This is a genomic window from Microbacterium oleivorans, from assembly GCF_013389665.1.
GTDB classification, from domain to species: Bacteria; Actinomycetota; Actinomycetes; order Actinomycetales; family Microbacteriaceae; genus Microbacterium; species Microbacterium oleivorans_C.
Window position 1 is genome coordinate 1,952,508 of sequence record NZ_CP058316.1, and the last position, 26,800, is coordinate 1,979,307.

Sequence of the window (26,800 nt, forward strand, 5' to 3'; positions counted from 1 at the left end):
GACGGGATGCCGTGCACTCGCGGTCCGGGCCGGTCGGCCAGGCACGGGGGCTCGGGGGAGGGGTGACCATCGCGGGTAGGCTCGGAGGCATGCTGAACATGGCCGAGGGTGTCGCGCGCCTGGGCGCCCTGGCGGCATCCCCGGTCGTCGCAGCGCTCGCCGACGCCTTCGAGCGCGCCGGCTTCGAGCTGGCGATCGTCGGCGGTCCGGTGCGGGATGCGCTGCTGGGTCGCGCGACCAACGACCTCGACTTCACCACCAACGCCCGCCCCGACGACATCCTGGCCGTCGTCGAGCCCCTCGCCACCGCGACGTGGGACATCGGCCGCGCCTTCGGCACCATCGGCGCGAAGGTGCGCGGTGAGCAGGTCGAGATCACGACCTACCGGGCCGACAGCTACGACGGTGTCACCCGCAAGCCCACCGTCGAGTTCGGCGACACCCTCGACCAGGACCTCGCGCGCCGCGACTTCACGGTCAACGCGATGGCGCTGCGCATCCCGGGCCCGGCGCTCGTCGACCCCACCGGGGGAGTCGAGGATCTCGTGGCGGCCCGGCTGCGCACACCCGGCGACCCCGCCGTCAGCTTCGGAGACGACCCGCTGCGGATGCTGCGGGCCGCGCGGTTCGCGTCGCAGCTGGGTTTCACGGTGGATCCGGTCACCGAGCAGGCGATGGCCGAGCTGCGCGAGACCCTCGCGATCGTCAGCCCGGAGCGCGTGCAGGGTGAACTCGTCAAGCTGCTGCGCACCGACGACCCCGACCGCGGAATCCGCCTGCTCGTCGACACGGCGCTGATGGAGCTCGTACTGCCCGAGGTGCCGGCGCTGCGTCTCGAGATCGACGAGCACCACCATCACAAGGACGTGTACGAGCACTCGCTGACGGTGCTCCGCCAGGCGATCGAGCTCGAGCACGAGCGGCATCCGGGCGCCGAGCCGGACGTCGTGCTGCGTCTGGCGGCGCTGCTCCACGACATCGGCAAGCCGGCGACCCGCAAGCTCGAACCCGGCGGGGGAGTGAGCTTCCACCACCACGACCTCAAGGGCGCGCGGATGGCGCGCAAGCGCCTGCAGGCCCTGCGCTTCGACTCCGACACGATCTCGTCGGCGAGCCGGCTCGTCGAGCTGCATCTGCGATTCTTCGGCTACTCCGAGGGAGCGTGGACCGACTCGGCGGTTCGTCGTTACGTGCGCGACGCGGGCGACGAGCTCGAGCGCCTCCACATCCTCACGCGCGCCGACGTCACGACGCGCAACAAGCGCAAGGCCGCGCGTCTGAAGGCCGCCTACGACGACATCGAGCGTCGCATCGACGACCTCGCTGCGGCCGAGGAGCTCGGCGCGATGCGACCCGAGCTCGACGGGAACCGCATCCAGGAAGTGCTCGGCATCGGGCCGGGGCGAGAGGTGGGCGAGGCGTACCGGTTCCTGCTCGACATCCGGCTCGACGAGGGCATGATCGGGGCGGATGCCGCGGAGCAGCGGCTGCGCGCCTGGTGGGCTGCGCGCACCTGACCGTTCCGCCGGACGCGATGCGCTGACAGGATGACCGGGGGATGTTGCACGTGAAACATCGTGTCGACGGATTCACCCTCAGTTGTTCCGCACTGCCCGAGAGGATGACGGATCGTGAGCGATCGAGAACGCACGGAGCCGACCGGCGACGCACCGAGCCCGACGCTCGCGGCTCTGGCCGCGGCCCACGGCGTGGCGACGGAGTACTGGTCGTTCTCCGGGGAGCAGGTGCGGGTGCCGGCGACGACGCTGCGCGCGGTGCTGACCGCCATGGGAGCCGACGCCGCGGATGACGAGCGCGCCGCGGCGTCACTCGCCGAGGCGGAGGCGGGTCCGTGGCGCCGTCTGGTGCCGGCTTCCACGGTCATGCGCTCGGGAGACGGCGAGGTGGTCGTGCACGTCGCCGACGGGCACGACGTCGAGGTCGTGCTCGTGCTGGAGGACGGCTCGCTTCGACCCCTCTCGATCCCGGAGCAGCAGCCGATCGCGCGCACCGTAGACGGGCTCACCCGCTGGCGGGTGCGTATTCCGATTCCGGCAGATGTGCCCCTCGGTTGGCATACGCTGCAGGCGCGACAGCACGGCGGGAGCGCCGACGTGCACGCACGTGGCGCAGTCATCGTGACGCCGTCGAGACTCTCGCTCCCCTCCGCCGACCCGGGACAGCGAGCATGGGGACTCATTGCCCAGCTGTACTCCGTGCGCTCCCGCCGGTCGTGGGGTCTCGGCGATTTCGCCGATCTCGCCGATCTCGCGGCCGTGGCCGGAGAGGCGGGCGCCGATTACCTGCTCATCAACCCCGTCCACGCCGCAGAGGTGACGACGCCGATCGAGGCGTCGCCCTACCTGCCCTCATCGCGACGATTCCTCGCCCCTCTGTACATCCGGCCCGAGCTCATTCCCGAAACGGCATACCTCTCCGGCGCCGCCCGCGAACGACTGTCGCGGCTGCACCGGGATGCCGCTGCGGCGAACTCGGATCCCGACCGCATCGATCGCGACGTCGTGTGGGCGGCCAAGCGCGAAGCGCTGGAGCTCATCCACGGGGTCGAGCTCGCGCCGTCCCGGCGCGCCGAGCGCGACGCCTTCGCGCGTCGGGAGGGTGCGGCGCTGGCCGACTTCGCGCTGTGGTGCGCGGTGCGCGAGCACGAGGCCGAGTCGGGTGAGCGGCTGCCGGCCGGCATCGCCATCGACGATCCCGCCGTCATCGAGCTCCGCGACACGCTGGCCGACCGCATCGCGTTCCACGTCTGGCTGCAGTGGGTCGTCGACGAGCAGCTCGGCGCCGCGGCGTCCGCGGCACGCGCCGCCGGGATGCGCATCGGGATCATGCACGATCTCGCGGTCGGTGTCTCGACCGTCGGTTCGGATGCCTGGTCGCTGCGAGACCTCTACGCTCCCGGCGTCGTCGTCGGAGCCCCACCCGACATGTACAACCAGCAGGGGCAGAACTGGAATCAGCCGCCGTGGCTGCCCGCGGGCCTGGCCGAGGCGGGGTACGCGCCGCTGCGCGACATGATCCGATCGCTGCTCCGCCACGCGGGCGCGCTGCGCATCGATCACATCCTCGGCTTCTTCCGGCTGTGGTGGATCCCCGACGGCCTCGGACCGGGCGAGGGCACGTACGTGCGGTACGACCACGACGCCATGATCGGCGTGCTGGCCCTCGAGGCGCATCGCGCCGGTGCGGTGATCATCGGGGAGGACCTGGGGCTCGTCGAGCCGTGGGTGCGTGACTACCTCGCCGCGCGCGGCATCCTCGGCACCTCCGTCCTGTGGTTCGAGAGCGACGACGACGACGGCCCCCTCGCCCCCGAGCGGTATCGCACCGACGTGCTCGCCACCGTCAACACGCATGATCTGCCTCCGACCGCGGGATACCTCGAGGGCGAGCACGTCGCCTTGCGGGCACGCCTCGGGCTGCTGACCCGATCGGTGGACGACGAGCGCGCGGACTTCGAGCGGGAACGCGATCGGATGCTCGACGAGTTGCGCTCGCGGGGGTTGATCGGCGCGAACGCGAGTGAGCAGGAGGTCGTCGAGGCGCTCCACGTGTTCCTCGCCGCTTCGCCGTCGCGTCTGCTCGGCGTCTCGCTCGTCGACGCGGTCGGAGAGAAGCGCGTGCAGAATCAGCCCGGCACCGACGATGAGTACCCGAACTGGCGGGTGCCGCTCGCGGATGCCGACGGGAACGTCGTGCTGCTCGACGACCTTCCCGCGTCACCGCGGTTCCGCTCTCTCGTCGAGGTCGTGGAGCGGAGCGTGCGGGGGCAGCCGTAGGGGTGCGCCCGGGGGCTTGTCAACCCGGTACGTGCCGCACCCCTCGTCGAACGTACGGTCGGGGCGTCGAACGAGAGGAGACGCCATGGACGACACTGCGTCGATCATGAGGGCGAAGTACCCGCGGTCGATCGTCGCGGGGCCCTACGGGCACCCGTTCCATGCGATCGCCATCATCCTGCCGATCGGCGCCTGGGTGTCGGCATCCGTGTTCGATGTCATCTCCGTCGTCGGCGACGATCCTGGCGTATTCGCGCTGGGGGCACGCATCCTCGTCGCCCTCGGCCTGCTCGGAGCCGTCGTGGCGGCGGTGCTCGGCCTGATCGACTGGAGCGCGATCCCGAAGGGCACGCCTGCCCGGGCCACCGGGCTGACGCACATGGTGCTCAATCTGATCGCGATGGCCATCTTCACGGGCAGTCTCCTCCTGCGTCTGGATGCCGACGGGGTCCCCACCCTTGCGATGATCGCGAGCTTCGTCGGGCTCGCGCTGCTCGCCGCGTCCGGCTGGCTGGGAGGCAAGCTCGCGCACACCTACGGGGTTCGGGTGGCCACCGAGACGACCCAGGCCGAGGGTCTCGAGTCGTTGCCCTGACCGACGCGGCTCCGCCGACGGATCCGTTCCGAGCACACCCCACACCTGTCGCGCGCTCTCGCCGAGGAGACACCATGACCGATCCAGACCCCCGCCCCGACAAGCGGCCCCTCACCCCGCTGGCCGGGCCCTACGGACATCCGTTCCATCCCATCGCCGTCACCATACCGATCGGGGCGTGGATCGCGAGCTTCGTGTTCGACATCGTCGGCCTGATCGTGGCCGATCCCACCCCCTACGCCGTCGGATCGCGGGTGCTGATCGGCATCGGCCTCGTGGGAAGTGTCGTGGCGATCGTCCTCGGCATCCTGGACTACCTGCGCATCCCCGACCGGACGCGTTCCTCGAGCACAGCCACCGTCCACATGGGGCTCAACTTCGTTGTGTGCGGCGCCTACCTGTTCCAGCTCTTCCTGCGCACCTCGACCGACGACATCCCCGTCGCGGGCGTCGTCTTCAGCGCACTGAGCCTGCTGACGCTGAGCGCCTCGGGATGGCTCGGCGGCAAGCTCGCCTACCGGTACGGCGTGCGGGTGGCGCACGAGTCGAAACAGGCCGAGGGGTATCGACGCCGCTAGCATCCTCGGCATGAGCGACGACGAGACCGCGGCATCGGTCGTCCCGGGCCTGAGCCCCGAGCGGACCAAAGCCTTCGTGGACGCGGTCGTCGCCATCGCGATGACCTTGCTGATCCTCCCGCTCATGGACAGCGTCAGCGACAGTGCGAGCAACGACCGCACCACCGCGCAGTGGCTCGCCGAGCAGAGCGGGCAGTTGCAGAGCTTCATCATCAGCTTCGTGCTCATCGCGATGTTCTGGTCGCTCCACCATCGACTCTTCGTGTGGGTGCAGCGCATCTCGTCGGGACTGCTCTGGATCACGCTGGCGTGGATGCTCACGATCGTGTGGATGCCGGTCGTCACCGCCCTCACCGGGCAGGTGGCCGATGATCCGCTCCAGAAGATCCTCTACATCGGCACGCTGGTGCTCGCCAGCGCCGTGCTGCTGACGACGCGGATCCACCTCATGCGGCATCCCGAGCTGCACCGCGCGTCGCTGACGGACCTGCGCACCGGCATGTCGGTGGACATCGCCATGATCGCGCTGTTCGTCGCGGCGCTCGCCATCGCGATCGTCTTCCCGACGCTCGGCTATCTCGGGTTGTTCGTCATGTTCCTGACCGGGCCCGTGCAGAGCCTCGTGGCCCGGATGCTGCGCTGAGCGCGCCGCCGGGTCATGGCCCGGTGGCGAGTACCTCGACGGCCGTCTCGACGGCGTCGACCGTGGTCGTGGCGTGGACGCTGAGACGGACCCGGTCCGGTCCGTGCTGCGTGGCGGTGACATCGGCATCGGCGAGCCGGGCGACGGCTGACGGGGCACCCGCCGCTGGCACGTTCGCGACGACGATGCCCGCGCGTTCGTCGCGCCGCGTCGGAGAGAGCACGGCCACTCCCGCCGCGAGGAGAGCCGTGATCAGGTGCTCGGTCGTCGCGGCGATCCGCGCCTCGATCGCGGGCACCCCCACGGATTCGATCAGCTCGAGCGCGGCGGCGAGGGCGCCGGAGGCGAACGGCGACGCATGGGTCACCGACAGACGCTGCGCGCCCGGCAGCGCCGCGTGCGGACGCCCGTCGTAGCGGCTCGGGTCTTCGACCCCGGTCCATCCTCCGAGGCGCGGGCGGAGCCGGTCGAGGGCACGCGGTGAGAGCGCCGTGAAACCCGTGCCCCACCCGGCGCGCAGCCACTTCTGTCCTCCGACGACGAGCGCATCCGCCGACGTCCAGTCGGTGTCGAGGATGCCGAACCCCTGGATGCCGTCGATGATGAGCAGCCGATCGCCGACGGCCTCGCGGAGCCCGGCGAGGTCGGCCCGGGCCCCCGTCCGGAAGTCGACCGCGCTGACGGCCACGGCGACCGTGTCGGCCCCCACGGCGGCGGCGACACGCTCGGGGGTGACGGGGGCGAGCGCGTCGCCGGCCACCGGCGGCATGCTGCGCACCCGCGTGAGCCCGGCCTCCTCGGAGCGCCACCACGCGTACAGGTTCGCGGGGAACTCCGCCTCGCTGACGAGCACGTCGCCGCGGGGGAGGCCGAAGGCCACCTGCAGGAGACCGAGCGACGTGCTGGTCGTCAGGGTCACGGCCTCCGGGGAGAAGCCGGTCAGGCGCGCGACGGCGTCGAGGGCGCGACGGTCCTGGGCGTGCAGGTGCGCCGCGGACCGGCCGAGGGACGCGTCGCGGGCCAGGTCGACGATCGTTTCGACGACGGCATCCGACGGCGGTCCGTAGCTGGCGAAGTTCAGGTAGCCGGGCGGCTCTCGGAACGACGCCAGGTAGGCGTCGAACGGAGCGACCGCGTCGTCCGCGGCGCTCACAGGGAAGGCTCGACGAGCCGCCAGACGAGCTCGGGATCCTCGAGGAACATGGCGTGGCCGAGGGAGTCCTCGCGCACCACCCGCCAGCCCGCGGCCTGCAGGGTCTGGGGCAGCGGGTCCGGAACGACGTAGGGTGCGTCACCCGACAGGATGACCGTCGACCTCGCAACGGCGGGCGCGACCTCGTACGGGTGCGTGGCGACGTCCTGGAGCACCGACAATGCCATCCTCCGATCCCAGCGGGCCTGCGAAGCGCGCTCGACCGCCGCGCGCTCGGGCGTGAGAGTCGGGGTCCGCACCCCGCGCCCCGCCGACGCGGCGAACAGGGGGATTGACCAGCGGACGCGGCGGACGAGGAAGCCGCCGAGCCCTGAGGTCGGAAGTGCCAGTCGGAAGCCCGGATCGAGGTACACCGCGCTCGCCGGGGTGAGGCGCTCGACCGCGCGGACGACCACCGCGCCGCCGAGGGAATGCGACACGATGCCGTCCAAGCCGGCCGGGAGCGATGCGACCAGGTCGTCGGCGAAATCGTCGAGCGCGTACGAGCGTGCGCGGTCCGACCGGCCGTGACCGCGGAGGTCCACGGTGATGAGGGTGTACCGCTCCGACGACGCGGCGAGCCGGACGAGGTCCTCCCACACCGTCCCGTCGTTGCCGAGGCCGTGGACGAAGGCGATGCGCTTCGGACCGGAGCCCGTGGTCTCGATGTGCAGCTTCACTGGTCCGCTCCTCGCATGTGTCGAGCGTGCGCTCTCCGTCGCCCGTGAGCATCCTGTCAGCTCTCCAGCGCGGGGTGAACCCGACGGCGGCGGGTGCTCGCCGGCTCTTGACAGACGGCTCCTCTGGGTGAGAACGTTTACAGCATCCGATGATGGAAACGTTTACAATCGCTCGAAGGAGAGCCATGGTCCGCGTCACGATCACGCAGGTCGCCGCCCGCGCCGGCGTCTCCGTCGCCAGCGCCTCGCGAGCACTCAACGGTCTGATCGCGAGTCCCGAGACCGCCGCGAAGGTGCGCGCCGCTGCGCGCGAGCTGGGGTACGTCGCCGACGCGACGGCCCAGTCGCTCAAGCGCGGACGCACCCTGCAGCTCGGCTACGCCGTCGCCGACATCGGCAACCCGGTCTACGTCGAGATGATGGCCGCGATCGAGCAGGTGGTGTCGGCATCCGGCTACCGGCTGCTGCTGTCGTCGACCGGAACCGGGTCGTCGTCGGTCGACGTCGTCCGCGACCTCGGCCGCGGCTACGTCGACGGGCTGATCCTCTCGCCCCTCCGCGTGACCGACGAGCTGCTGACCGCCCTGGCCGCGGCCCCCATCCCGTTCGTCGTGCTGGGCCGACTGCCCGCCTCGGCCGCGTTCGACACCGTGCGCGCCGACTCGCCCACGGCCATGCGGCTCGTCGTCGATCACCTCGTCGGCGAGGGGCGCCGCGACATCGTCTTCGTCAACGGCCCCGCCGACACGACGCCGGGTGCCATGCGACGCGACGGCTTCATCGCCGCCGCGCGCGCGTACGACGAGCTGCGCACCCGCCATGTCGACGCAGCCGACTTCACCATCGCCGCCGGATACGACGCGGCGCTTCCGCTCCTCGACCGGCCCGACCGGCCGGAGGCGGTGGTCGCTGCGAACGACCTCATCGGAGTCGGCGTGCTCCGCGCCGCCGAGGATCTCGGCCTGCGCGTCCCGAGCGACCTCGCCGTGACCGGACTGGACAACACCGAGCTCGCCGAGGTCGTGCGCCCCGGCCTCACCAGCGTCGACCTCGGTGCCAAGGAACGCGGGCGCGCCGCCGCCGAGATGCTGCTCGCGCGCATCGCCGACTCCGCGCGGCCGCCGCAGTCGGTGACGGTGCCGCCCGCACTGGTCGTGCGCGGCTCCTCGTCGGCGTCGGCCCCGTCCGCGCTCCGCCGTCTCGACCCCCTCGACGAAGAGAGAGCCCACGGATGACCACGCTCGAAAGGACGAAGGCGTCCTCGCGCCCACCCCGTGTCCGGACGATCGGACCGCGGGCCCGCGCTCAGCGCACCGAGGCGATCGCGCTCGTCGCGCCGGCGCTTCTGCCGATCATCATCTTCTCCGTCATCCCGTTGGTGAGCGGAGTGCTCCTGGGATTCACGGATGCCACGCTCGCGCGGAACGCCGAAGTCGGTTTCGTCGGCCTCGACAACTTCGTCGAGCTCGCGGGCGACCGTCGGTTCTGGCAGTCGTTCGGCATCGGCGTCGTCTGGGCCGGATCGGTCGCGCTGCTCACGCTCGTGAGTGCGATGGGACTCGCCCTGCTGCTCAACAGCAACCTGCGGCTCAAGGGCCTCACGCGGGTGCTGGCCCTCATCCCGTGGGCGATGCCGCCGGTGGTCATCGCGATCGTGTGGCGCATGATCTACAACCCGAACTCGGGCCCGCTGAACGGCGTGCTCGGCTGGCTCGGCATCCCGGGCGTCAACTGGCTCGGCGACTTCTCCACCGCACTGCCCGCCGTGATCGTCGTCGGCGTCTGGGCCGGCATCCCGCAGACCACCGTGCTGCTGCTCGCCGGCATGCAGTCCATCGCACCCGAGCAGCACGAGGCCGCAGCCGTCGACGGGGCGGGCGCGGGTCGCCGCTTCTGGCACGTGACGCTGCCCGCCCTGCGGCCGGTGATCATCGCCGTGACGGCGCTCGACTTCATCTGGCAGTTCAACTCGTTCGGTCTCATCTACGTGCTGACCGAGGGCGGCCCGGGCGGCCGCACGATGATCCCGCCGCTGTTCACCTACCTCGAGGCGTTCCGCAACCGCGAGATCGGATACGCCTCGGCGATGGGCAACGTGCTGGTCGTGGCGATCCTGGTGATCCTCTCGCTCTACCTGATCAACCAGTTCCGCCAGAACAAGGGGGCACGGTCGTGACCGCGAAGCGCCCCCTGTACGCGACCGTCCTGATGTACCTCGCCCTCGCGAGCTACCTGATCTTCCTCGGGTTCCCGCTGTTGTGGCTGCTGTCGGCGTCGTTCAAGTCGACGCGGGAGCTCAACTCGCTCGCGGTGAACCTCATCCCGCAGCAGTGGGACTTCGGCAACTACATCGCGGCGCTCGAGCGGCAGAACCTCATCACCGCGGCGGGCAACTCGATGCTCGTGTCGATCGTGACGATGATCGTCGCGGTGCTGCTGTCGATGCCGATGGCGTACGCCCTCGCGCGCTTGAAGGGCAGGCTGCGTGCGGCGGGCACGGTCTGGATCCTCGTGAGCCAGGTGTTCCCGACGATCCTCATCATCATCCCGCTGTTCCTGGTGCTGCGGAGCCTGCAGCTGAACGACACCCTCTTCGGCCTCATCCTCGTGTACGTCACGTTCACGATGCCCTTCACGCTCTGGATGCTGCAGGGCTACGTCGCGGCCATCCCGCCCGAGCTCGAAGAGGCCGCCGAGATGGACGGGGCGGGGCGGTTCACGATCCTGCGGACCGTCATCCTGCCGCTGCTCGTGCCCGGCCTCGTCGCGACGGCGATGTTCACGTTCGTCTCGGCGTGGAACGAGTTCTTCCTCGCTCTCGTGCTCATCCAGAGCCCCGAGCTCTACACCCTGCCCATCGCGCTGCGCTCGTTCCTCGGCGCCGAGGGGCAGACGCAGCTGGGGCCGTTGGCCGCCGGCGCGATCCTGGCGACGATCCCCTCGCTCATCATCTTCGGGATCCTGCAGAAGAAGCTCACCGGCGGCATGCTCGCCGGTGCCGTCAAGGGCTGACCTCCCCGCGACGACGAAACCATGAGAACCAGAAAGGCCAGACCATGAGAAGAATCCGCGGCATCGGCGCCGTCGCATTCGTGGGCATCGCAGCCATCGCGCTCGCGGGTTGCCAGCAGGGCAGCGCGAACAGCGGTGGGACGGACGGCGACGTCGTCACCCTCCAGTTCCAGTCGCTGTCGGACCAGCCGGCGACGCAGGCGGCGATCAGCGAGATCGTCGACGCGTGGAACGCCGAGCACGACGACGTCCAGGTGAAGATCATCCAGGCCGGATGGGACGGGACGTACGACAAGCTGATCACCCAGTTCTCGGGTGGCACCGCGCCCGACATCATCCACTTCGAGGCGAGCTCGATCGTGTCGTTCGCGGCCGACGGCTACCTCGCCGACCTGACCGATCTCATCGACCCCGACCTGAAGTCCGACATCTCGGACGGCATCTGGGAGTCGGTGACGCACGACGGTCAGATCGTCGCCTACCCCTCCACCCTGCAGTCGTACATGGCGTTCGCGAACGCCGACCTGCTGGCCGAGGCCGGCGTCGAGGTGCCCACCGGCGACACGATGACGTGGGAGCAGCTGCAGCAGATCGCGAAGGCGACGACCACGGCCGATCACTACGGCCTCGGCTGGGGGCTCGGGTCGCCGACGGCCACCATCATGAGCCTCTCGCTCGGCTTCGACGGCGGCTACTTCGACGGCGAGGGCGATGACGTCACGGTCGAGGTCGGCGACGACGAGCTCGCGGTTCCGGAGCGCATCCACGAGATGGCCTACACCGACCGGTCGATCGACCCGACCTCGCTCACGCAGTCGGGTTCCGACGTGCTGCCGTCGTTCTACGGCGGCAAGGTCGCTCTGACCGTTCAGGGATCCTTCCAGGCGGCCAACATCGCCGCCGACGCCCCGGAGGGACTCAACTGGGTCGCGCTGCCGCCGCTGGAAGGGTCGGCCGGTGCCGTCCAGGCGGCGAACCCGCAGACCTACTCGGTGAACATCGATTCGGAGCACGTGGACGAGTCGGCGGAGTTCCTGAACTTCTTCATGGACGGCGAGAACCTCGCGAAGATCGCGTACGCCGACGCGCTCATCCCCTCATCGGGAGCCGCGCGGACCCAGGTCGCCGAGCTCGCCGGCGACGACGCCGCCTGGCAGCAGGTGCTCGCATCGGGCGAGGGACTCGAGGGCCCGCCGTTCCTCAAGGTGTCGAAGTACACCGAGTGGAAGGACACCATCGCGACGCCCGCCTTCCAGCAGTACCTGGCCGACCAGATCGACCGCGACGAGCTCGCGGCCCAGCTGACCGACGGCTGGGCAGACGTCGCCGGCTGACGGACTCGCGGGGGCGGGTCGACCGACGGCCCGCCCCCATCACACGCTCGAACGAAGAGAGGGACGTAATGGACGTGTTGCACGATCGGGTGGCAGCAGTACTGGCGGGAGCCGCCGTGGGCGATGCGCTCGGCGGTGCGACCGAGGGATGGACCCCCGAGCAGATCGAGGAGCGGCACGGTGGACGTGTCGAGGGGATCGTCGGTCCCTTCCTGCCCGACTGGCGCACGGCTCGCCCGATCGCGCCGTACCACAAGGGCGACGGGCACGTCACGGACGACACCCTCATGACCCACGCGCTCATCGAGGTCTACGCCAAGCAGCGTCGGCACCTCGACGCCTACGACGTCGCGAGCGACCTCGTGCCCCTCATGATGGGGGAGCGCCGGTGGATCCCCGAGCTCGAGGACGAGGCGCTCATCCTGCAGCGCGTCTTCCTCGCCGAGAAGTGGCTTGTGACGAAGCTGCATTACGGCCACGCCGACCCCCGCGAAGCCGGCGTCGGAAACGTCGTCAACTGCGGCGCCACGATGTACATGGCACCCGTCGGACTCGTCCACATCGGCGACCCGCGCGGTGCCTACGCCGAGGCGATCGACATCACCGGCGCCCACCAGTGGTCGTACGGTCGCGAGGCCGCGGGCGTGTTCGCCGCCGCGATCGCGGCATCCGCCGTCCCCGGCGCCACGGTCGACGACGTCCGCCGCGCGGTGCTGGACGTCGCGCACGACGGCACCGCCGCCGCCATCCGCGCCGTGTTCGACGCCGTCGACGCCTTCCGCGCCTCCGGCGGGTCGGACGAGCCGCGCGAGCTCGGTCGTGTCGTCCGCGCGGCGGTCAGACCGTTCGACACCGTGGGCGATGCGTACCGGTCACCGGCGATGGACGCCCGGCTGCCGTCGCGCACCAAGGCCATCGAGGAGCTTCCCGTCGCGCTCGGCTTCGTCGTCGCTCACGACGGCGACCTGCGTGCCGCGGTGCTGGACGCCGTGAACTACGGCCGTGACTCCGACTCGATCGCGACGATGGCCGGCGCCATCTGCGGCGGCCTGCACGGCGGTGCAGCGGTGCCCGAGCAGTGGCTGAGCGAGGTCGTGACCGCGAGCCGCCTCGACTTCGACGGTGTCGTCACGACGATGGTCGAGGTGGTGCGCGACGTCGCGCGCGCCGACGCCGAGCGTGCCGCTGCCCGGGCCGAGGCGCTGTCGGTCCTGCTGTCGGCGGAGGCCGTGGCGTGAGGCTGACCTGGGCCCAACCCGAAGACCTCGTGCCGGCCGAGTTCGCCGCGCTGCGCGAGCAGGGCGTGCCCGATCACGAGTTGTCGGCGATCGAACGGCGCTGGGCGGATGCCGGCGGTGCGACCGTGCTGGCACCCTCGGGAGCGAGCGCCACGCCGGCGTCGGCCGAGGTGCGAGCGGAGGCGCGCCGCGTGCTCGACGAGCTGCAGACGCTGCAGCGGCCGAGCGCGGACGAGCCCGACGACTGGGCGACGATCGTCGCGCTGCTGCCCGCTCCGGCGAAGCCGGACGGGGCCGGGGGCGGTGCCTCGTTCGACCGCGTGCACGGCGCATGGCTCGGACGGTCGGCCGGATGCCTGCTCGGCAAGCCCGTCGAGAAGATCCCCCGAGCGGGCATCGAGCAGATCGCCCGCGCCACCGGAAACTGGCCGATCCGCGGCTACTTCACCGCTCAGGGTCTGCCGACGGAGGTCGCGAAGCGCTGGCCGTGGAACCGACGCTCGGCACCGACCTCGCTCGTCGAGAACATCGACGGGATGCCCGAGGACGACGACCTCAACTTCCCGATCCTCGCGCTCGACCTGCTCGAGCAGCACGGCGGCGCGCTCACCACGGACCACGTCGCCGAGGCCTGGCTCGCCGCCCTGCCCGCGGGTCGCGTCTTCACGGCCGAGCGCGCCGCGTACCGCAACATCCTCGACGCGCGTCCGGTGCCCGAGACCGCGACCCACCGCAATCCGTTCCGCGAGTGGATCGGCGCCCTCATCCGTGCCGACGTGCACGGGTGGGCCCACCCCGGCGACGTGCGGGCCGCGGCGCATTCGGCGTGGATCGACGCGCGGCTCAGCCACACCCGCAACGGACTGTACGGCGCCATGTGGGCCGCCGCCCTGTGCGCGGCATCGCTGGTCGCCGACTCGATGGACGACGTGCTGGATGCGGCAGACGCGATCGTGCCGCCCGCGTCGCGGCTGGCCCGCGCCGTACGGTTCGGGCGCGAGACCGGCCGGGCGCTCGCATCGGGTGAGCTCACGACCGCGGACTCCCTCGACGCTCTGCACGCCGAGTATGAGTGCATGCACTGGGTGCACACGCTGAACAATGCCGCGCTCACCGCATGCGCCCTGCAGGCACACGGTCGCGACTTCGGCTCGGCCGTCGCGCTCGCCGTCGCCGGGGGATGGGACACCGACTCGGTCGGCGCGACCGTGGGCTCGGTCGTCGGCGGGCTCGTCGGCTCGGACGACATAGATCCGGCGTGGACCGCACCACTCCATGATCGCATCGCGACCTCCATGCCCGGCGGACCGCACCGGTCGATCCGCGAGCTCGCCGAGCGGACGGCCTCCCTCGCGGAGGAGACCTCGTGAGCGTCGTCGTCGTCGGCAGCATCAATCAGGACATCGTCGCGCGGGTCGCCCGCATCCCGGCTCCGGGCGAGACGCTGCTCGCCGAGTCGCTCGTGCGCAGCGGCGGGGGCAAGGGCGCCAATCAGGCCGTCGGCGCCCGACGGGCGGGTGGGGCAGACGTCGCGTTCGTCGGTGCCGTGGGAACGGACGCTGCGGGCGAAACGCTGCGGTCGGCTCTCGTCACCGACGGCATCGACGTCTCGGGCCTGCTGCGGGTCGACGGGGTGACCGGGACCGCCCTCATCTCGGTCGACGCGCACGGAGAGAACGCGATCGTCGTCGCCGCCGGTGCCAATGCGGCCCGTGACACGCTGACCGACACGCAGCGTGCGGCCGTGGCGTCGGCAACGGTCGTCCTCACGCAGCTCGAGATCCCGGTGGCTCTCGTGCGGGATGCCGCGGCGGCGCGAGCCGACGGAGCGTGGCACGTGCTCAACGCCGCGCCGTCCGCGCCTTTCGCCTCCGCCCGTGCGGAGCTGCTCGCGGCCACCGATGTGCTGGTCGTGAACGAGCACGAGGCCCGCGAGGCGGCGGGCGCCGATGATCTCGACGAGGCCGTCGGCGCACTCGCGGCGGCCGTCGGCGTACTCGTGGTCACCCTCGGCGCTCGGGGCTGCCTGGTCGTCTGTGGCACCGATCGTGCCGAGGTGCCGGCCTACGCCGTGACGCCGGTCGACACGACGGGCGCCGGCGACACCTTCTGCGGCGTGCTGGCCGCGGCGCTCGCCGCCTCGGGCCGCCGCCCCGACACCGTCGACCTCGACCTGCTCGTGGATGCCGCGCGCGCCGGCGCCGCCGCTTCTGCTCTCGCCGTCACCCGCCCGGGCGCCCAGGACGCCGTTCCCACGAGCGACGAGGTCGTCGCCTTTCAGAAGGAGAACCAGCCGTGAGCGGTGGATTCGACCCTCTCGTCCCCCGCGGAATCGACCTCCCGACACCGGTTCCCCTCGATGTCGACGTGCGCTCGGGCGACGCGGCGGCCGTGCTCGACGACGCGAAGATCTTCGTCGCACCGACCGATCCGGCCGACCTCGACGCGTGGCGCGCGCAGCTCACGGCATGGCGGGAGGGCGCCCGCGCACGACACGGCGTGCCGACCCGCTACGACGATCCCGAGTCGGCCTGGGCGAGCCGGTGCTTCACCGTCGCGCAGGTCTGGCTGTGGGACGAGCTGTTCTTCGACTTCGACGCGCAGCGCTTCACCCCCGAGCGCTTCCTCGCCGACGCGCGGCGACGGTTCGGCGGCCTCGACGGCATCGTTCTCTGGCACGCCTATCCCGTGATCGGCATCGACGACCGCAATCAATGGGACTTCTACGCCGTTCCGGGGCTCGCGGAGGCTGCCCAGGCTCTGCGCGCCGCCGGGGTAGCAGTGTTCGTCGACTACAACCCGTGGGACGTCGGCACGCGGCGCTCCGGCGACGACGCCACCGAGCTCGCCGCGACCGTGCGGCGTCTCGCGGCCGACGGCGTCTTCCTCGACACGCTGCGCAAGGCCGATCCCGACCTCGTCGCCGCCCTGGACGCCGCACGTCCGGGCATCGGACTCGAGGGCGAGTCGAAACTCGCGACCGAGCGCATCGCCGACCACACCCTGTCGTGGGCGCAGTGGTTCGCCGACTCGGAGGTGCCCGGGGTGCTGCGCGCCCGCTGGTTCGAGCGCCGTCACATGCAGCACCACATCCGCCGCTGGCACCGCGATCACGCGGAAGAGCTGCGATCGGCCTGGCTCAACGGCGTCGGCGTCATGGTGTGGGAGGTCGTCTTCGGCGTCTGGGTCGGCTGGAACGACCGTGATGCCGCGACGCTCCGGCGCATGCTGCCCGTGCAGCGCGGCATGCACCGCTGGCTGGTCGAGGGGGAGTGGACGCCGCTCGCGGTGCACGAGGCCCCGGTGTTCGGCTCGGCCTTCGAGCTCGACGGCGTGACCCTGCTGTGCCTCGTCAATACGTCGGGGGCTGACGTCGAGGTCGGCCTCGAGCCCGGCGGTCGATACGTGCCGCTGCACGAGGCGGCCGACGAGGTGACGTCGGTGACCGTGCCCGCCGGTGGCGTCGCCGCCGTCGTGCGGATGTCCGCGGAGACCGCCGAGCCGGCGCCCGTCGCCGAGGTGAGAGCGGCGCTGCGCGACGAGTCGCCCGCGGCGGATGCCTCGTTCCCGCATCGCCGGGCGCGACGCCTCGCGGCCCCGGTCTGGACCGGACCCCGGAGCGACGCGGCAGCGAGCGAGGACGTGTCGACCGTCACGGTGCCCCGCGGCTCACGTGTGCTGACCGTGCGCTTCCGCGCCCGCGAGACCGGGATGTACGAGGGCGCGCCCTACGTCGACGAGTGGAAGCCGTTGCCGCCGCGACTGCACGATCAGCGCACCCTCGAACGGGTCGCCGAGGTGCGGCATCCGGTGCGAGTCGGTGCGAGCGAGGTGAGCGAGGCCGACTACGCCCGCTTTCTCGACGCGATCGGCGAGCACACCGATGCCCGCGATCCCGAGCGCCCGGCGACGGGCGTGACGTTCGCCCGGGCCCGGGAGTACGCCGCTTGGGTGGGCGGGCGGCTGCCCACCGAGGACGAGTGGCAGCTTGCAGCATCCGATCCCGCGTTCCACCGCCGCAGCCCGGAGGTGTGGAACTGGACCGAGTCGGAGCACTCCGACGGGCGCACCCGATTCGTCATGCTGAAAGGCGGCAGCGCCCACCGCAGCGAGGGGTCGGACTGGTACGTCGACGGCGGCGTGCAGATCCCGGAGTTCGCGCTCAAGCTCCTGTTGCCGGGCCTCGGCAAGGACGCCTCGCCCTCGATCGGATTCCGCGTGTGCTGGGAGGAGCGGCCATGACCCCGCTCGACGGGCTGCGCGTCATCGACGCCTCGACGCTGTTCGCGGGGCCCATGGCCGCGATGCACCTCGGAGACATGGGGGCCGAGGTGGTCAAGGTCGAGCATCCGACCCGCCCGGATCCCGCCCGCGGACACGGGCCGAGCAAGGACGGGCAGAACCTGTGGTGGAAGACGCTGGGGCGCAACAAGCGGACCGTCGCGATCGACCTGCACACGGATGATGGACGTGAGGCGTTCCTGCGCCTTGCTCGCACCGCGGACGTCGTCGTCGAGAACTTCCGTCCGGGAACCCTCGAGCGCTGGGGTCTCGGGTACGACGAACTGTCGGCCGAGAACCCGGGCCTGGTGCTCGCCCGCGTCACCGGCTTCGGCCAGATCGGGCCGTACCGCAGCAGGCCCGGCTTCGGGACCTTGGCCGAGGCGATGAGCGGGTTCGCCGCAGCGACGGGCGAGCCCGACGGGCCGCCGACCCTGCCGCCGTTCGGCCTCGCCGACGGGATCGCCTCGCTCGCCACCGCCTACGCGATCATGACTGCGCTGCACGCCCGCCAGCGCGACGGGCGCGGGCAGGTGGTCGACGTGGCGATCATCGAGCCGATCCTGGCGATGCTCGGCCCGCAGATCACCCGCTGGGATCAGCTGGCGACCGCGCAGCCCCGCACCGGCAACCGGTCGGCGAACAACGCCCCCCGCAACACGTACCGGACGGCGGACGGCTCGTGGGTGGCCGTGTCGACCAGCGCGCAGTCGATCGCCGAACGGGTCGTGACCCTCGTCGGCCGGCCCGACCTCGCTGCCGAGCCGTGGTTCGCGAGCGGGTCGAGCCGGGCCCAGCACGCCGACGAGCTCGACGGGGCCGTCGGCAGCTGGATCGCGCAGCGCACACGCGACGAGGTGGTCGAGGCGTTCGACGCGGCGCAGGCCGCCGTCGCCCCGGTCTACGAGCCGTCCGACATCGTCGCCGATCCGCAGTTCCAGGCGCTGGGCACGGTGCATCGCATCCACGATCCCGATCTCGGCGAGATGGCCATGCAGGGGCCGCTGTTCCGCCTGTCGCGCGACGAGTCGACGATCGCCTTCACCGGGCGCGGCCACGGGGCCGACACCGCGGAGGTGCTGGGCTCGCTGGGTTACACCGAGGACGACATCGCCCGCCTGCGCGCGGAAGGATCGGTCGCATGACGCGCGCGATCATGGTCGCCCTCTATGCGCCCGCCGATCGTCCGGAGCGTTTCGATAAGGCGTTGGATGCGGGAGCGGATGCCGTCATCGTCGACCTCGAGGACGCGGTGGCCCCCTCGCGCAAGGCGTCGGCGCGGGCTGCGCTCGCCGACTTCGCCGCAGCATGGGCGTCACGTGGGGCTTCGGTTCCCGCGGTGCAGGTGCGGGTCAACGCGCGGGGTGCCGAGGCGCACGACGCGGATGTCGCCGCCGTCGCGGCTCTGCCCGCGGCCTTCGGCATCCGATTGCCCAAGACGCAGTCGCCGGACGACGTCGCGGCCGTCCGCGCTGCGGCGCCCGGGCGCGAGGTGCATGCGCTGCTCGAGTCGGCGCTGTCGATCGAGCGGGCGTTCGAGATCGCGCAGGCCGGTGTCGCTTCGATCGCCGTAGGCGAGGCCGACCTGCGAGCCGAGATCGGGGTGCCCGCCGGGCGCGCGGGCGAACCCGGGCTCGCGTGGTCGCGCGCCCGGGTCGTGAACGCCGCCGCCGCGGCCGGGCTGCCCCTGCCGCTCATGGCGGTCTGGGCCGATGTCGCCGACCTCGACGGGCTGAAGGAGAGTTGCGCGGCCGGACGCGCGCTCGGCTACGCGGGGCGCACCGCCATCCATCCGCGGCAGATCGAGGTGATCCGGCGGGTCTTCACCCCCGGCCCCGACGAGGTCGAGCGAGCGCAGCGCATCGTCGAGCGGGTGCGCACCGCGGCCGCCGACGGCACGGGCGCGTTCGTGCTCGACGACGGCACGTTCATCGACGTCGCCATGGTCAAGGCCGCCCAGCGGGTGCTCGCGGCACACGAGACGCCCCGGCGGCAGCCGTGACTCCGGTCCGCAAGGCTGTCGTCGACCTCAGAGGGCCGGCTCGATGAGCTCCCAGACGAGGTCGGGGTTCTCCAGGAACATGGCGTGCCCCAGCGAGTCCTCGCGGACGATGGTCCATCCCGAGCTCTTCCGGGTCTCGGGCAGCGGGTCGGGGACGACGTAAAGCGCGTCGCCCGAGAGGACGACCGTCGATGGGGCGGCCGGGCGAGTGACGCGGTACGGATGCGTAGCGACATCCTGCAGGACGGACAGCCCCATCTTCCGGTCCCAGTGCGAGACGATGGCGTCGAGCGCCCACACCGTTGCGTCATTGGCGAGGCCGCGGACGAACGCGATGCGCCGCGGGCCGGACCCCGTGGTCTCGATGTGCAACTTCATGGACTCTCCTTCGGGGATCGCGTCATCCGATGCCGTCCCGCCTCACCGCATCGCGGCGAGGAGGCCTCCGATGAAGGCGATGGCCGGTCCGATGACGCCAGCGAGGACCACGACGACGACGATGACCACGGCCACCCAGGGAACGCCGCGCCGCAGGCGCTGACCGGGAGCGGCAACCCCGGGTGGGGGGCGCAGGAGCCCCGGCGGCGGCGCGACGGGCAGCGCCGCCGGATCGCCCGGCGCCGGAGCCGACGGCCCACCGAGAGCCGGCGACCCGGGCGTGGCCGGCGACCCCGGCGCGCCGGCGGCCGGCGATCCGGGCACAGGACCGAGCGGCGACGTCGGGGCGTCCACGGACGTCGCCACCTGGCCGAGCCGATCGTCGCGCCAGCGCTCCCATTGCGCGAACTTGTCGATCATCGCGGCGACGGCGCCGAACAGCCACGACCAGGTGGCGGGGTCGAGGGTCGAGAAGTCGCGCTTGCCGTAGAAGAAGAGCCAGTCGTCGACGATCTCGACGTCCAGGGCGGCGGCGTTGTCGACGAAGCGCGCCATGATGTCGGGCGTGAAGAGGTACAGCGCGTCGCGCTCGTAGCCGCGTGGGCAGTAGAGGCGGAAGTACCGGTCGAAGTCGCCCTCCAGGCTCAGGTGCTGGTCGCGGTCGAACGCGACGGGCAGGTTGGAGCCGAACAGTCCGTTGTTGCCGACGGCATCCAGCACGATGTGCGGCAGCGGTGTCGACAGGTGCACGGCCACGTAGCCCCATGTGTGCGTCTGCTGGTTCTTGCCCGATCCGGTCGTGTATCGGTAGTTCGCGAACTCCACGAAGCGCGGCCGGTCGCCGCGGACGAGGTTGGATGCCATCCGGCTCGACCCCTGCGAGAAGATCATGCCCGGCAGGGGAGGATTCGGTCGCTGCGGCTCGAAGCTCATGCCGTTGGCCTGCGCGAAACGATCGAGGCGGTACCAGGCCGCCGCCTGCGCGGTGCGCTGACGGCGGACGAAGAACGGGATGAGCGCTGCGAGTCCGATCAGGATGACGAGGGGGATGAGCGTCGTCAGCGACAGCGCAGCTCCCGTGCCCGACTGCGCACCGGCCGCGACGATGAGCCCGCCGATCACGGCGGAGAGAACGCCCCCGAACACCAGCACGATGAAGATCACCACGACGATCGCGACGATGACGCCCGCCGCGGTGCCGGCACCGCCCGGGAGGCGTCCCGTCTGACCGAGGTGCTTGCGGAACGCGCGTGCGGTCGCTGGCGAAATGGGTTCTTGCAGAGGGCGGGGATCGAACGGAACGCTCATCGGTTCACCTCGTCTGCGCCCCAGTACAGGCGCGCGTCGTCCGGCAGGGGCAGGGCTTCCACGTCGGGGATGCGGCAGATCGCCGCGACGAGCTCGCGGGAGCCGCCGACGATCGTCGAGTCGAAGTCGACCTCCGACACCATCGCCCAGGCGCGGTCCGCGGGCCAGAGCAGGCTGGGACTCTGCGACATCGGCGCGGCTCCTTCCGCCTCGGCGGGGAGGTCGCGCCACGGCATGCGCAGTTCCCAGTCGTCGTCGGCGAACTCCTCGAGGGCTCCGCGGAACAGGATGAAGGGCCGCTCCGGCAAGCGCAGCCGCGGGCCTTCCGAGATCTCGCGCGAGAGGATCCCCTCTTGCCAGCTGGGCTTGCGGAACACGCTGTTGAAGCGGTCGGCGAAGGACGACCCGAGCATGCGGTTGTGGCGGGCCAGGGTGGCGTCGTCGGGGTCGCCGATCTGGAAGAACGCCCGTGAAGGACGCCGCCCCGTGTGGCCGATCAGGCCGCCGCGGCCTTCCCAGAGGCCCGCGGTCACGTCATCCGGTGTCGAGGTGTGTCGCATCAGCTCGCCCGCGAGCGCGGCCAGGAGGTGCGGGTCGAGTTCGCCCGTGCCGGGTGCCGCGAACCAGCGGCCGTCCGGCGACGTCATCTGGTTCGACCCGAACTCGGGCGAGCGCACGATCGAGTCCCACTGCGCCAGCGGATGCAGCGTCGTCCCGAACGCCGCAGCGGTGTCGGCCCAGGTCGCGGGGTCGGTGACGAGGTCGGCGGTCAGCCGCTGCGACCGCTCCCATCCCATCGCGAACCACTCGTCGAACGGGGGGAGCGGGTCGCCACTCGCCCGGGACTGGACGGATGCCGGGTGCAGTACCCGCGCGTACGCCTCGAAGCCCCGCGGCACGACGTCGTGGATCGTGCCCGCCCACGGATCGTCGAGGCGATCGCGTAGCCAATCGCCCGCCGAGACGTCCGCGCTCCACTCCATGCGCCCACGCTACCGGCGACCGGTCGGCAGGATGACGCGCGATCCGCTAAGCTGTTGAGGTTGTCCGACCTCGGTCGGGCACGTGCTACACACCCTCCTGCTTCCGGGAAATGCCCGGGAGCCGTTCTAGTCCGAAGGAGGTGGGTCAGTGACGCACACGTACCAGTACGAGCTCATGGTGATTCTCCAGCCCGAGATCGACGAGCGTCAGGTTGCTCCCAACCTTGACAAGTTCCTCAAGGTCATCACCAACGATGGCGGGACGATCGAGAACGTCGACATCTGGGGTCGTCGCCGCCTGGCGTACGAGATCCAGAAGAAGAACGAAGGCATCTACGCCGTCGTCAACTTCACCGCGACGAGCGAGACCACGCAGGAGCTCGACCGCCAGCTGAAGCTGAGCGAGTCGATCATGCGCACCAAGGTCCTGCGCGCCGAGGAGGCCATCGCACAGGTCGCCGCCGAGAAGGCGCGCTCCGAGGCGAAGGCCGCCCGCAAGGCTGCTGCCCCCGCTAAGGTCGCGAAGGTCTAAGGCTCATGGCCGGCGAGACCGTCATCACCGTCGTGGGCAACCTCACGGCAGACCCCGAGCTGCGTTACACGCAGAACGGTCTGCCGGTGGCGAACTTCACGATCGCCTCGACTCCTCGCACTTTCGATCGCCAGGCGAACGAGTGGAAGGACGGCGAAGCGCTGTTCCTCCGCGCGTCCGTGTGGCGTGACTTCGCCGAGCACGTGGCGGGTTCGCTGACCAAGGGCATGCGGGTCGTCGCGACCGGCCGCCTGCGTCAGCGCTCCTACCAGGACCGCGAAGGCCAGAACCGCACTGCCATCGAGCTGGAGGTCGACGAGATCGGCCCCTCGCTGCGCTACGCGACCGCTCAGGTCACGCGCGCCGCGTCCGGCTCGGGCGGCGGCGGTGGCGGTGGCGGGAGCTTCGGCGGCGGTCAGCAGGCGCGTCCGCAGCAGCAGGTGCAGGAGGAGCCGTGGGCGACCCCGGGTTCTTCGGCTCCCGACGCATGGAGCGCACCGGGCTCCGGCGCCTCCTACGGCGACGACACCCCGTTCTGAATCGGATTCCGGACGCCGCGAGCAGCGGCATCCGATCATCACACTCGTAAGGAAACACAATGGCTGGAAAGGCAACCGGCGACCGCCGCAAGCCGCGGAAGGGCGCGAAGAACGCGGCCCCCGCGAAGGCGATCCGCGTCGGCGTCATCGACTACAAGGACGTTTCGACGCTCCGCAAGTTCATCTCGGAGCGTGGGAAGATCCGCGCCCGTCGTATCACCGGTGTCTCGGTGCAGGAGCAGCGTCTGATCGCCAAGGCGATCAAGAACGCGCGCGAAATGGCGCTCCTGCCCTACGCCGGCGCTGGCCGGTAAGGAGCACCGACATGGCAAAGCTGATTCTCACGAACGAGGTCGCCGGGCTCGGAAGCGCCGGTGACGTCATCGAGGTCAAGAACGGGTACGCCCGCAACTACCTCGTCCCCCAGGGCTTCGCTGTGGCCTGGACCCGCGGTGGCGAGAAGCAGGTGGCGTCGATTCGCGCCGCTCGCGAAGCCCGCGTGATCCACGACCACGAAGAGGCCGTGGCCCTCAAGAACAACCTCGAGGCCAACAAGGTCAAGCTGGCCGTCAAGGCCGGTGCCGAGGGTCGCCTGTTCGGCGCCGTCAAGCCGACCGACGTGGCAGACGCCGTCAAGGCCGCCGGACTCGGCGACCTCGACAAGCGCAAGATCCACATCACCTCGCCGATCAAGTACGTGGGGGAGCACGAGGCGACCATTCGCCTGCGTGACGACCTCACCGCCGTGATCACCTTGCAGGTGGTCGCCGCCAAGTAATCTCTGGCGCACCGTACGGATGCCGCGGACCCTTCGGGGTTCGCGGCATCCGTCGTTTCACGAGCGGTCAGCGGGCCGCACGCCGCGCTTCGAGGGTTCGTGCGGGCACCTGATCCCGGCAGCGAGACGCGGCGCGCCAGCGGGCGCGCAGGGGCGCGCAGACTGCACCGTCTCGACTTGACAATGCGACGGTTTTGCACAAGTGAGTCCCCAGATGAACAACCTTCAAGCGGTACTTCAAACACAATCTCCATCCACAGGCTGGGGAAACTGAAATAGCTGGTCAGAGGTGCTAAGAAAGTTCAGCCGAGGCGTTCGGTCGGGCGTTTTCCACAGGACTTCTACACAACACCTGCGGCGTTTCCCGCATCTTGTCCACATAGTTATCCACAGGCTGGTTTGCGGGTGTCGGGACCCGTCCATACCGTGTACTTCGGCTCGGTCACGGGCCAGGATGCGGGGGTGCGGATGTCGATCGCGGACATCTCTGACGACAGACTCGGCGGACGGCGAGAGCCCGACCGGACCCCACCGCACGACATGCTCGCCGAGCAGAGCACCCTCGGTGGAATGCTGCTGTCGAAGGATGCCGTCGCCGACGTCATCGAGACGCTGCGAGGCACCGACTTCTACGTGCCCAAGCACGAGCTGATCTACGAGGCGCTGCTGTCGTTGTACTCGCACGGCGAGCCGACCGACGTCGTCGCCGTCACCGACGAGCTCATCAAGAACGGCGAGCTGCAGCGCGCCGGCGGTGCCGACTACCTGCACACGCTGACCTCGATCGTGCCCACTGCCGCGAACGCCGGCTACTACGCGTCCATCGTGAACGAGCGCGCGCTGCTGCGCCGCCTCGTCGAGGCCGGCACCCGCATCGTCCAGATGGGCTACAACGGCCAGGGCGACGCGGTCGACCTCGTCAACAGCGCGCAAGCCGAGATCTACTCGGTCACAGGCGCCGAGAAGGCCGAGGACTACGTCCCCCTCGAAGTGGCTGTCACGGCGGCCATCGACGACATCGAGGCCGCGCGCGGGCGCGACGGTCAGATGACCGGCATCCCGACCGGCTTCTCGGGACTCGACCAGCTGACCAACGGCCTGCACCCCGGCCAGATGATCGTCGTCGCGGCCCGACCCGCGATGGGTAAATCGACGCTGGCGCTCGACTTCGCACGTGCCGCCGCGATCAAGAACGACTCGCCGACGATCTTCTTCTCGCTCGAGATGGGGCGCAGCGAGATCGCCATGCGCCTGATGAGCGCCGAGGGTGCTGTGCCGCTGCAGTCGATGCGCAAGGGCACGCTCGACTCGCGCGACTGGACCACCGTCGCTGCGACGCGTGGCCGCATCAACGATGCGCCGTTGTACATCGACGACAGTCCGAACATGACGCTCGTCGAGATCCGAGCGAAGTGCCGCCGGCTGAAGCAGCGCGTCGGCCTCAAGATGGTCGTGATCGACTACCTGCAGCTGATGACGAGCGGTAAGCGCGTGGAGTCGCGCCAGCAGGAGGTCTCGGAGTTCTCGCGTGCGCTCAAGCTCCTCGCGAAGGAGTTGCAGGTGCCGGTCATCGCCCTGTCGCAGCTGAACCGTGGCGCCGAGCAGCGAGCCGACAAGAAGCCCGCGATCAGCGACCTGCGCGAGTCGGGCTCGATCGAGCAGGACGCCGACATCGTCATCCTGCTGCACCGCGAGGCCGCCTACGAGAAGGACAGCCCCCGCGCCGGCGAGGCCGACCTGATCGTCGCGAAGCACCGTAACGGCCCGACCGATACGGTCACCGTCGCGTTCCAGGGCCACTTCTCACGCTTCACCGACATGGCCGTGGGGATGGACTGACAAATTCCGGCTAGCCGACACGGGCTCATCGTCGTCGAGCGTGGAAACAAACCGATGTGGCCGACCAGGCCCGCAGCTCGAACTGTGTGCGAGTGTGTGCGGAGCGTCGAGATCGCACACCCGCCATCGCCATCATCGAGTCGTTACCCCACGACTCGAAAGGTGGCATGCGCATGGCCGAGACCGGTACGCAGACGATCTCCCCGTTACGGGGAGCGCACATGGAGGCCGAGCTCGTCTCGCAGCCCGACTGCTGGGAGCGCGCCGCACAGGTCGCCCGTGACGCCGCCGTCCTGCCGAACGGAGGCCTGCGGGTCGCTGCTGTCGGTTGTGGCACGTCGTGGTTCATGGCGCAGAGCTATGCGGCCCTGCGCGAGGCCGCGGGACACGGGCCGACCGACGCGTTCGCAGCGTCCGAGGCTCCGGTCGCGGCCCGTGATTACGACGTCGTCGTGCTCATCACCCGCTCCGGCACGACGACCGAGGTGCTTGAGCTGGCCGCCGAACTGCGCGGGCGCGTGCGCACGGTCGGGATCGTGGGCGACACCTCATCACCGTTCCCCGACGCCGTCGACGGGCTCGTCGCGCTGCCCTTCGCCGACGAGACCTCGGTGGTGCAGACCCGGTTCGCGACTTCGGCGCTGAGCGCGCTACGGGCATCCGTCGGCCACGATGTCGCAGCATCGGTCGCAGACGCCCGTCGCGCCCTCGCGGCGGACCTGCCCACAGAGCTCCTCGACGCCGAGCAGATCACCCTGCTCGGGCGCGGCTGGACGACCGGGCTCGCCCACGAGGCCGCCCTCAAGATGCGCGAGGCCTCGCAGTCGTGGACCGAGGCGTATCCAGCCATGGAGTACCGACACGGACCCATCAGTATCGCCGCGCCAGGCCGGGTGGTATGGAGCTTCGGCCCGACCCCCGATGGGCTCGTGGGCGATGTCGCCGCCACGGGCGCCCACTTCGAGATGTCGGACGCAGATCCGCTCGCCGAGCTCGTCCGCGCGCAGCGCGTCGCCCTCGCACGAGCCCGCGCTCGCGGCCTCGACCCCGACCGTCCGCGCAACCTCACGCGCTCCGTCATCCTCGGCTGA

At 70.7% G+C, this 26,800-nt stretch carries 26 protein-coding genes; 21 read left to right on the plus strand and 5 right to left on the minus strand.

Annotated features, from left to right (window positions below):
- Positions 1 to 89: 89 nt before the first annotated feature.
- The 5 genes from HW566_RS09280 (at position 90) to HW566_RS09300 (ending at position 5,613) form a co-directional block, all read left to right on the plus strand.
- Complete coding sequence (locus HW566_RS09280; protein WP_178012300.1) at positions 90 to 1,517, plus strand: CCA tRNA nucleotidyltransferase; 1,428 nt, start codon at positions 90 to 92, stop codon at positions 1,515 to 1,517.
- A 114-nt stretch (positions 1,518 to 1,631) separates the two neighbouring features.
- Positions 1,632 to 3,797, plus strand: a complete 2,166-nt coding sequence (gene malQ / locus HW566_RS09285; RefSeq protein ID WP_178012301.1) for a 4-alpha-glucanotransferase — start codon at positions 1,632 to 1,634, stop codon at positions 3,795 to 3,797.
- A gap of 85 nt (positions 3,798 to 3,882) precedes the next feature.
- Positions 3,883 to 4,392 (plus strand): DUF2231 domain-containing protein, encoded by a 510-nt coding sequence (locus HW566_RS09290; protein WP_178012303.1) that lies wholly within the window; start codon positions 3,883 to 3,885, stop codon positions 4,390 to 4,392.
- Positions 4,393 to 4,466: 74 nt separating this feature from the next.
- Positions 4,467 to 4,970 (plus strand): DUF2231 domain-containing protein, encoded by a 504-nt coding sequence (locus HW566_RS09295; protein ID WP_178012304.1) that lies wholly within the window; start codon positions 4,467 to 4,469, stop codon positions 4,968 to 4,970.
- Positions 4,971 to 4,980: 10 nt separating this feature from the next.
- Entirely contained in the window at positions 4,981 to 5,613 is a 633-nt protein-coding gene (locus HW566_RS09300; RefSeq protein ID WP_178012306.1) for a TMEM175 family protein, read from the plus strand.
- 13 nt (positions 5,614 to 5,626) lie between these two features.
- Here the strand turns inward: HW566_RS09300 and HW566_RS09305 are convergent, their stop codons facing one another.
- Entirely contained in the window at positions 5,627 to 6,766 is a 1,140-nt protein-coding gene (locus HW566_RS09305; RefSeq protein ID WP_178012308.1) for an aminotransferase class V-fold PLP-dependent enzyme, read from the minus strand.
- Positions 6,763 to 7,485, minus strand: coding sequence for an alpha/beta fold hydrolase (locus HW566_RS09310; RefSeq protein WP_178012310.1), 723 nt, complete (start codon positions 7,483 to 7,485; stop codon positions 6,763 to 6,765). Before HW566_RS09310 ends, HW566_RS09305 begins: the two co-directional genes overlap by 4 nt.
- A gap of 185 nt (positions 7,486 to 7,670) precedes the next feature.
- Here HW566_RS09310 and HW566_RS09315 point away from each other — a divergent pair, with 185 nt between their 5' ends.
- From HW566_RS09315 to HW566_RS09360, 10 genes are all read left to right on the plus strand, one after another.
- Complete coding sequence (locus tag HW566_RS09315; protein WP_178012312.1) at positions 7,671 to 8,720, plus strand: LacI family DNA-binding transcriptional regulator; 1,050 nt, start codon at positions 7,671 to 7,673, stop codon at positions 8,718 to 8,720.
- Positions 8,717 to 9,661, plus strand: a complete 945-nt coding sequence (locus HW566_RS09320) for a carbohydrate ABC transporter permease (RefSeq protein ID WP_178012313.1) — start codon at positions 8,717 to 8,719, stop codon at positions 9,659 to 9,661. The genes HW566_RS09315 and HW566_RS09320 overlap by 4 nt, the downstream gene beginning before the upstream one ends.
- A complete protein-coding gene (locus HW566_RS09325) occupies positions 9,658 to 10,497 on the plus strand; it encodes a carbohydrate ABC transporter permease (protein ID WP_218621622.1) in 840 nt (279 codons plus the stop codon). The genes HW566_RS09320 and HW566_RS09325 overlap by 4 nt, the downstream gene beginning before the upstream one ends.
- Positions 10,498 to 10,541: 44 nt before the next feature.
- Positions 10,542 to 11,831, plus strand: a complete 1,290-nt coding sequence (locus HW566_RS09330) for an ABC transporter substrate-binding protein (protein WP_178012315.1) — start codon at positions 10,542 to 10,544, stop codon at positions 11,829 to 11,831.
- Between the two features lie 68 nt (positions 11,832 to 11,899).
- The gene (locus tag HW566_RS09335) at positions 11,900 to 13,069 is read left to right on the plus strand and encodes an ADP-ribosylglycohydrolase family protein (protein WP_178012317.1); all 1,170 of its coding nucleotides are present in this window, start codon (positions 11,900 to 11,902) and stop codon (positions 13,067 to 13,069) included.
- Positions 13,066 to 14,439, plus strand: a complete 1,374-nt coding sequence (locus tag HW566_RS09340; protein ID WP_178012319.1) for an ADP-ribosylglycohydrolase family protein — start codon at positions 13,066 to 13,068, stop codon at positions 14,437 to 14,439. The genes HW566_RS09335 and HW566_RS09340 overlap by 4 nt, the downstream gene beginning before the upstream one ends.
- Complete coding sequence (locus HW566_RS09345) at positions 14,436 to 15,368, plus strand: ribokinase (RefSeq protein WP_178012321.1); 933 nt, start codon at positions 14,436 to 14,438, stop codon at positions 15,366 to 15,368. The genes HW566_RS09340 and HW566_RS09345 overlap by 4 nt, the downstream gene beginning before the upstream one ends.
- Positions 15,365 to 17,311 carry an SUMF1/EgtB/PvdO family nonheme iron enzyme gene (locus HW566_RS09350; protein ID WP_178012323.1) on the plus strand — a complete coding sequence of 649 codons (1,947 nt, stop codon included), beginning with the start codon at positions 15,365 to 15,367 and terminating at the stop codon, positions 17,309 to 17,311. The genes HW566_RS09345 and HW566_RS09350 overlap by 4 nt, the downstream gene beginning before the upstream one ends.
- The gene (locus HW566_RS09355; protein WP_178012325.1) at positions 17,308 to 18,495 is read left to right on the plus strand and encodes a CaiB/BaiF CoA transferase family protein; all 1,188 of its coding nucleotides are present in this window, start codon (positions 17,308 to 17,310) and stop codon (positions 18,493 to 18,495) included. Before HW566_RS09350 ends, HW566_RS09355 begins: the two co-directional genes overlap by 4 nt.
- Positions 18,492 to 19,352 carry an HpcH/HpaI aldolase/citrate lyase family protein gene (locus HW566_RS09360; protein WP_178012327.1) on the plus strand — a complete coding sequence of 287 codons (861 nt, stop codon included), beginning with the start codon at positions 18,492 to 18,494 and terminating at the stop codon, positions 19,350 to 19,352. Before HW566_RS09355 ends, HW566_RS09360 begins: the two co-directional genes overlap by 4 nt.
- 27 nt (positions 19,353 to 19,379) lie before the next feature.
- Here the strand turns inward: HW566_RS09360 and HW566_RS09365 are convergent, their stop codons facing one another.
- The 3 genes from HW566_RS09365 to HW566_RS09375 are packed head-to-tail and all read right to left on the minus strand — an operon-like array spanning position 19,380 to position 22,021.
- Complete coding sequence (locus HW566_RS09365; protein ID WP_178012329.1) at positions 19,380 to 19,730, minus strand: hypothetical protein; 351 nt, start codon at positions 19,728 to 19,730, stop codon at positions 19,380 to 19,382.
- Between the two features lie 42 nt (positions 19,731 to 19,772).
- Positions 19,773 to 21,038: a hypothetical protein gene (locus HW566_RS09370; RefSeq protein ID WP_178012331.1), complete on the minus strand. Its 1,266-nt coding sequence runs from the start codon at positions 21,036 to 21,038 to the stop codon at positions 19,773 to 19,775.
- Positions 21,035 to 22,021 carry a hypothetical protein gene (locus tag HW566_RS09375; protein ID WP_178012333.1) on the minus strand — a complete coding sequence of 329 codons (987 nt, stop codon included), beginning with the start codon at positions 22,019 to 22,021 and terminating at the stop codon, positions 21,035 to 21,037. Before HW566_RS09375 ends, HW566_RS09370 begins: the two co-directional genes overlap by 4 nt.
- A 175-nt stretch (positions 22,022 to 22,196) precedes the next feature.
- Here HW566_RS09375 and rpsF point away from each other — a divergent pair, with 175 nt between their 5' ends.
- From rpsF to HW566_RS09405, 6 genes are all read left to right on the plus strand, one after another.
- Positions 22,197 to 22,553 carry a 30S ribosomal protein S6 gene (gene rpsF / locus HW566_RS09380; protein WP_178014841.1) on the plus strand — a complete coding sequence of 119 codons (357 nt, stop codon included), beginning with the start codon at positions 22,197 to 22,199 and terminating at the stop codon, positions 22,551 to 22,553.
- 5 nt (positions 22,554 to 22,558) lie between these two features.
- Entirely contained in the window at positions 22,559 to 23,092 is a 534-nt protein-coding gene (locus HW566_RS09385) for a single-stranded DNA-binding protein (RefSeq protein ID WP_178012335.1), read from the plus strand.
- A 59-nt stretch (positions 23,093 to 23,151) separates the two neighbouring features.
- Positions 23,152 to 23,406 (plus strand): 30S ribosomal protein S18, encoded by a 255-nt coding sequence (rpsR, locus tag HW566_RS09390; RefSeq protein WP_023953545.1) that lies wholly within the window; start codon positions 23,152 to 23,154, stop codon positions 23,404 to 23,406.
- An 11-nt stretch (positions 23,407 to 23,417) separates the two neighbouring features.
- The gene (gene rplI, locus HW566_RS09395; protein WP_178012336.1) at positions 23,418 to 23,870 is read left to right on the plus strand and encodes a 50S ribosomal protein L9; all 453 of its coding nucleotides are present in this window, start codon (positions 23,418 to 23,420) and stop codon (positions 23,868 to 23,870) included.
- 468 nt (positions 23,871 to 24,338) lie between these two features.
- Complete coding sequence (dnaB, locus tag HW566_RS09400) at positions 24,339 to 25,709, plus strand: replicative DNA helicase (protein WP_178014842.1); 1,371 nt, start codon at positions 24,339 to 24,341, stop codon at positions 25,707 to 25,709.
- A 173-nt stretch (positions 25,710 to 25,882) separates the two neighbouring features.
- The gene (locus HW566_RS09405) at positions 25,883 to 26,800 is read left to right on the plus strand and encodes an SIS domain-containing protein (RefSeq protein ID WP_178012337.1); all 918 of its coding nucleotides are present in this window, start codon (positions 25,883 to 25,885) and stop codon (positions 26,798 to 26,800) included.

Excerpts from the sequence above, each read along its gene's own strand:
- rplI (WP_178012336.1), top strand. The coding sequence starts at position 23,418 with ATGGCAAAGCTGATTCTCACGAACGAGGTCGCCGGGCTCGGAAGCGCC.
- HW566_RS09315 (WP_178012312.1), top strand. The coding sequence starts at position 7,671 with ATGGTCCGCGTCACGATCACGCAGGTCGCCGCCCGCGCCGGCGTCTCC.
- HW566_RS09335 (WP_178012317.1), top strand. The coding sequence starts at position 11,900 with ATGGACGTGTTGCACGATCGGGTGGCAGCAGTACTGGCGGGAGCCGCC.
- HW566_RS09370 (WP_178012331.1), bottom strand. The coding sequence starts at position 21,038 with ATGAGCGTTCCGTTCGATCCCCGCCCTCTGCAAGAACCCATTTCGCCA.
- HW566_RS09365 (WP_178012329.1), bottom strand. The coding sequence starts at position 19,730 with ATGAAGTTGCACATCGAGACCACGGGGTCCGGCCCGCGGCGCATCGCG.
- HW566_RS09295 (WP_178012304.1), top strand. The coding sequence starts at position 4,467 with ATGACCGATCCAGACCCCCGCCCCGACAAGCGGCCCCTCACCCCGCTG.
- rpsF (WP_178014841.1), top strand. The coding sequence starts at position 22,197 with ATGGTGATTCTCCAGCCCGAGATCGACGAGCGTCAGGTTGCTCCCAAC.
- HW566_RS09355 (WP_178012325.1), top strand. The coding sequence starts at position 17,308 with ATGACCCCGCTCGACGGGCTGCGCGTCATCGACGCCTCGACGCTGTTC.
- HW566_RS09360 (WP_178012327.1), top strand. The coding sequence starts at position 18,492 with ATGACGCGCGCGATCATGGTCGCCCTCTATGCGCCCGCCGATCGTCCG.
- HW566_RS09280 (WP_178012300.1), top strand. The coding sequence starts at position 90 with ATGCTGAACATGGCCGAGGGTGTCGCGCGCCTGGGCGCCCTGGCGGCA.
- HW566_RS09375 (WP_178012333.1), bottom strand. The coding sequence starts at position 22,021 with ATGGAGTGGAGCGCGGACGTCTCGGCGGGCGATTGGCTACGCGATCGC.
- HW566_RS09300 (WP_178012306.1), top strand. The coding sequence starts at position 4,981 with ATGAGCGACGACGAGACCGCGGCATCGGTCGTCCCGGGCCTGAGCCCC.
- HW566_RS09385 (WP_178012335.1), top strand. The coding sequence starts at position 22,559 with ATGGCCGGCGAGACCGTCATCACCGTCGTGGGCAACCTCACGGCAGAC.
- HW566_RS09405 (WP_178012337.1), top strand. The coding sequence starts at position 25,883 with ATGGCCGAGACCGGTACGCAGACGATCTCCCCGTTACGGGGAGCGCAC.
- rpsR (WP_023953545.1), top strand. The coding sequence starts at position 23,152 with ATGGCTGGAAAGGCAACCGGCGACCGCCGCAAGCCGCGGAAGGGCGCG.
- HW566_RS09320 (WP_178012313.1), top strand. The coding sequence starts at position 8,717 with ATGACCACGCTCGAAAGGACGAAGGCGTCCTCGCGCCCACCCCGTGTC.
- HW566_RS09330 (WP_178012315.1), top strand. The coding sequence starts at position 10,542 with ATGAGAAGAATCCGCGGCATCGGCGCCGTCGCATTCGTGGGCATCGCA.
- HW566_RS09290 (WP_178012303.1), top strand. The coding sequence starts at position 3,883 with ATGGACGACACTGCGTCGATCATGAGGGCGAAGTACCCGCGGTCGATC.
- dnaB (WP_178014842.1), top strand. The coding sequence starts at position 24,339 with ATGTCGATCGCGGACATCTCTGACGACAGACTCGGCGGACGGCGAGAG.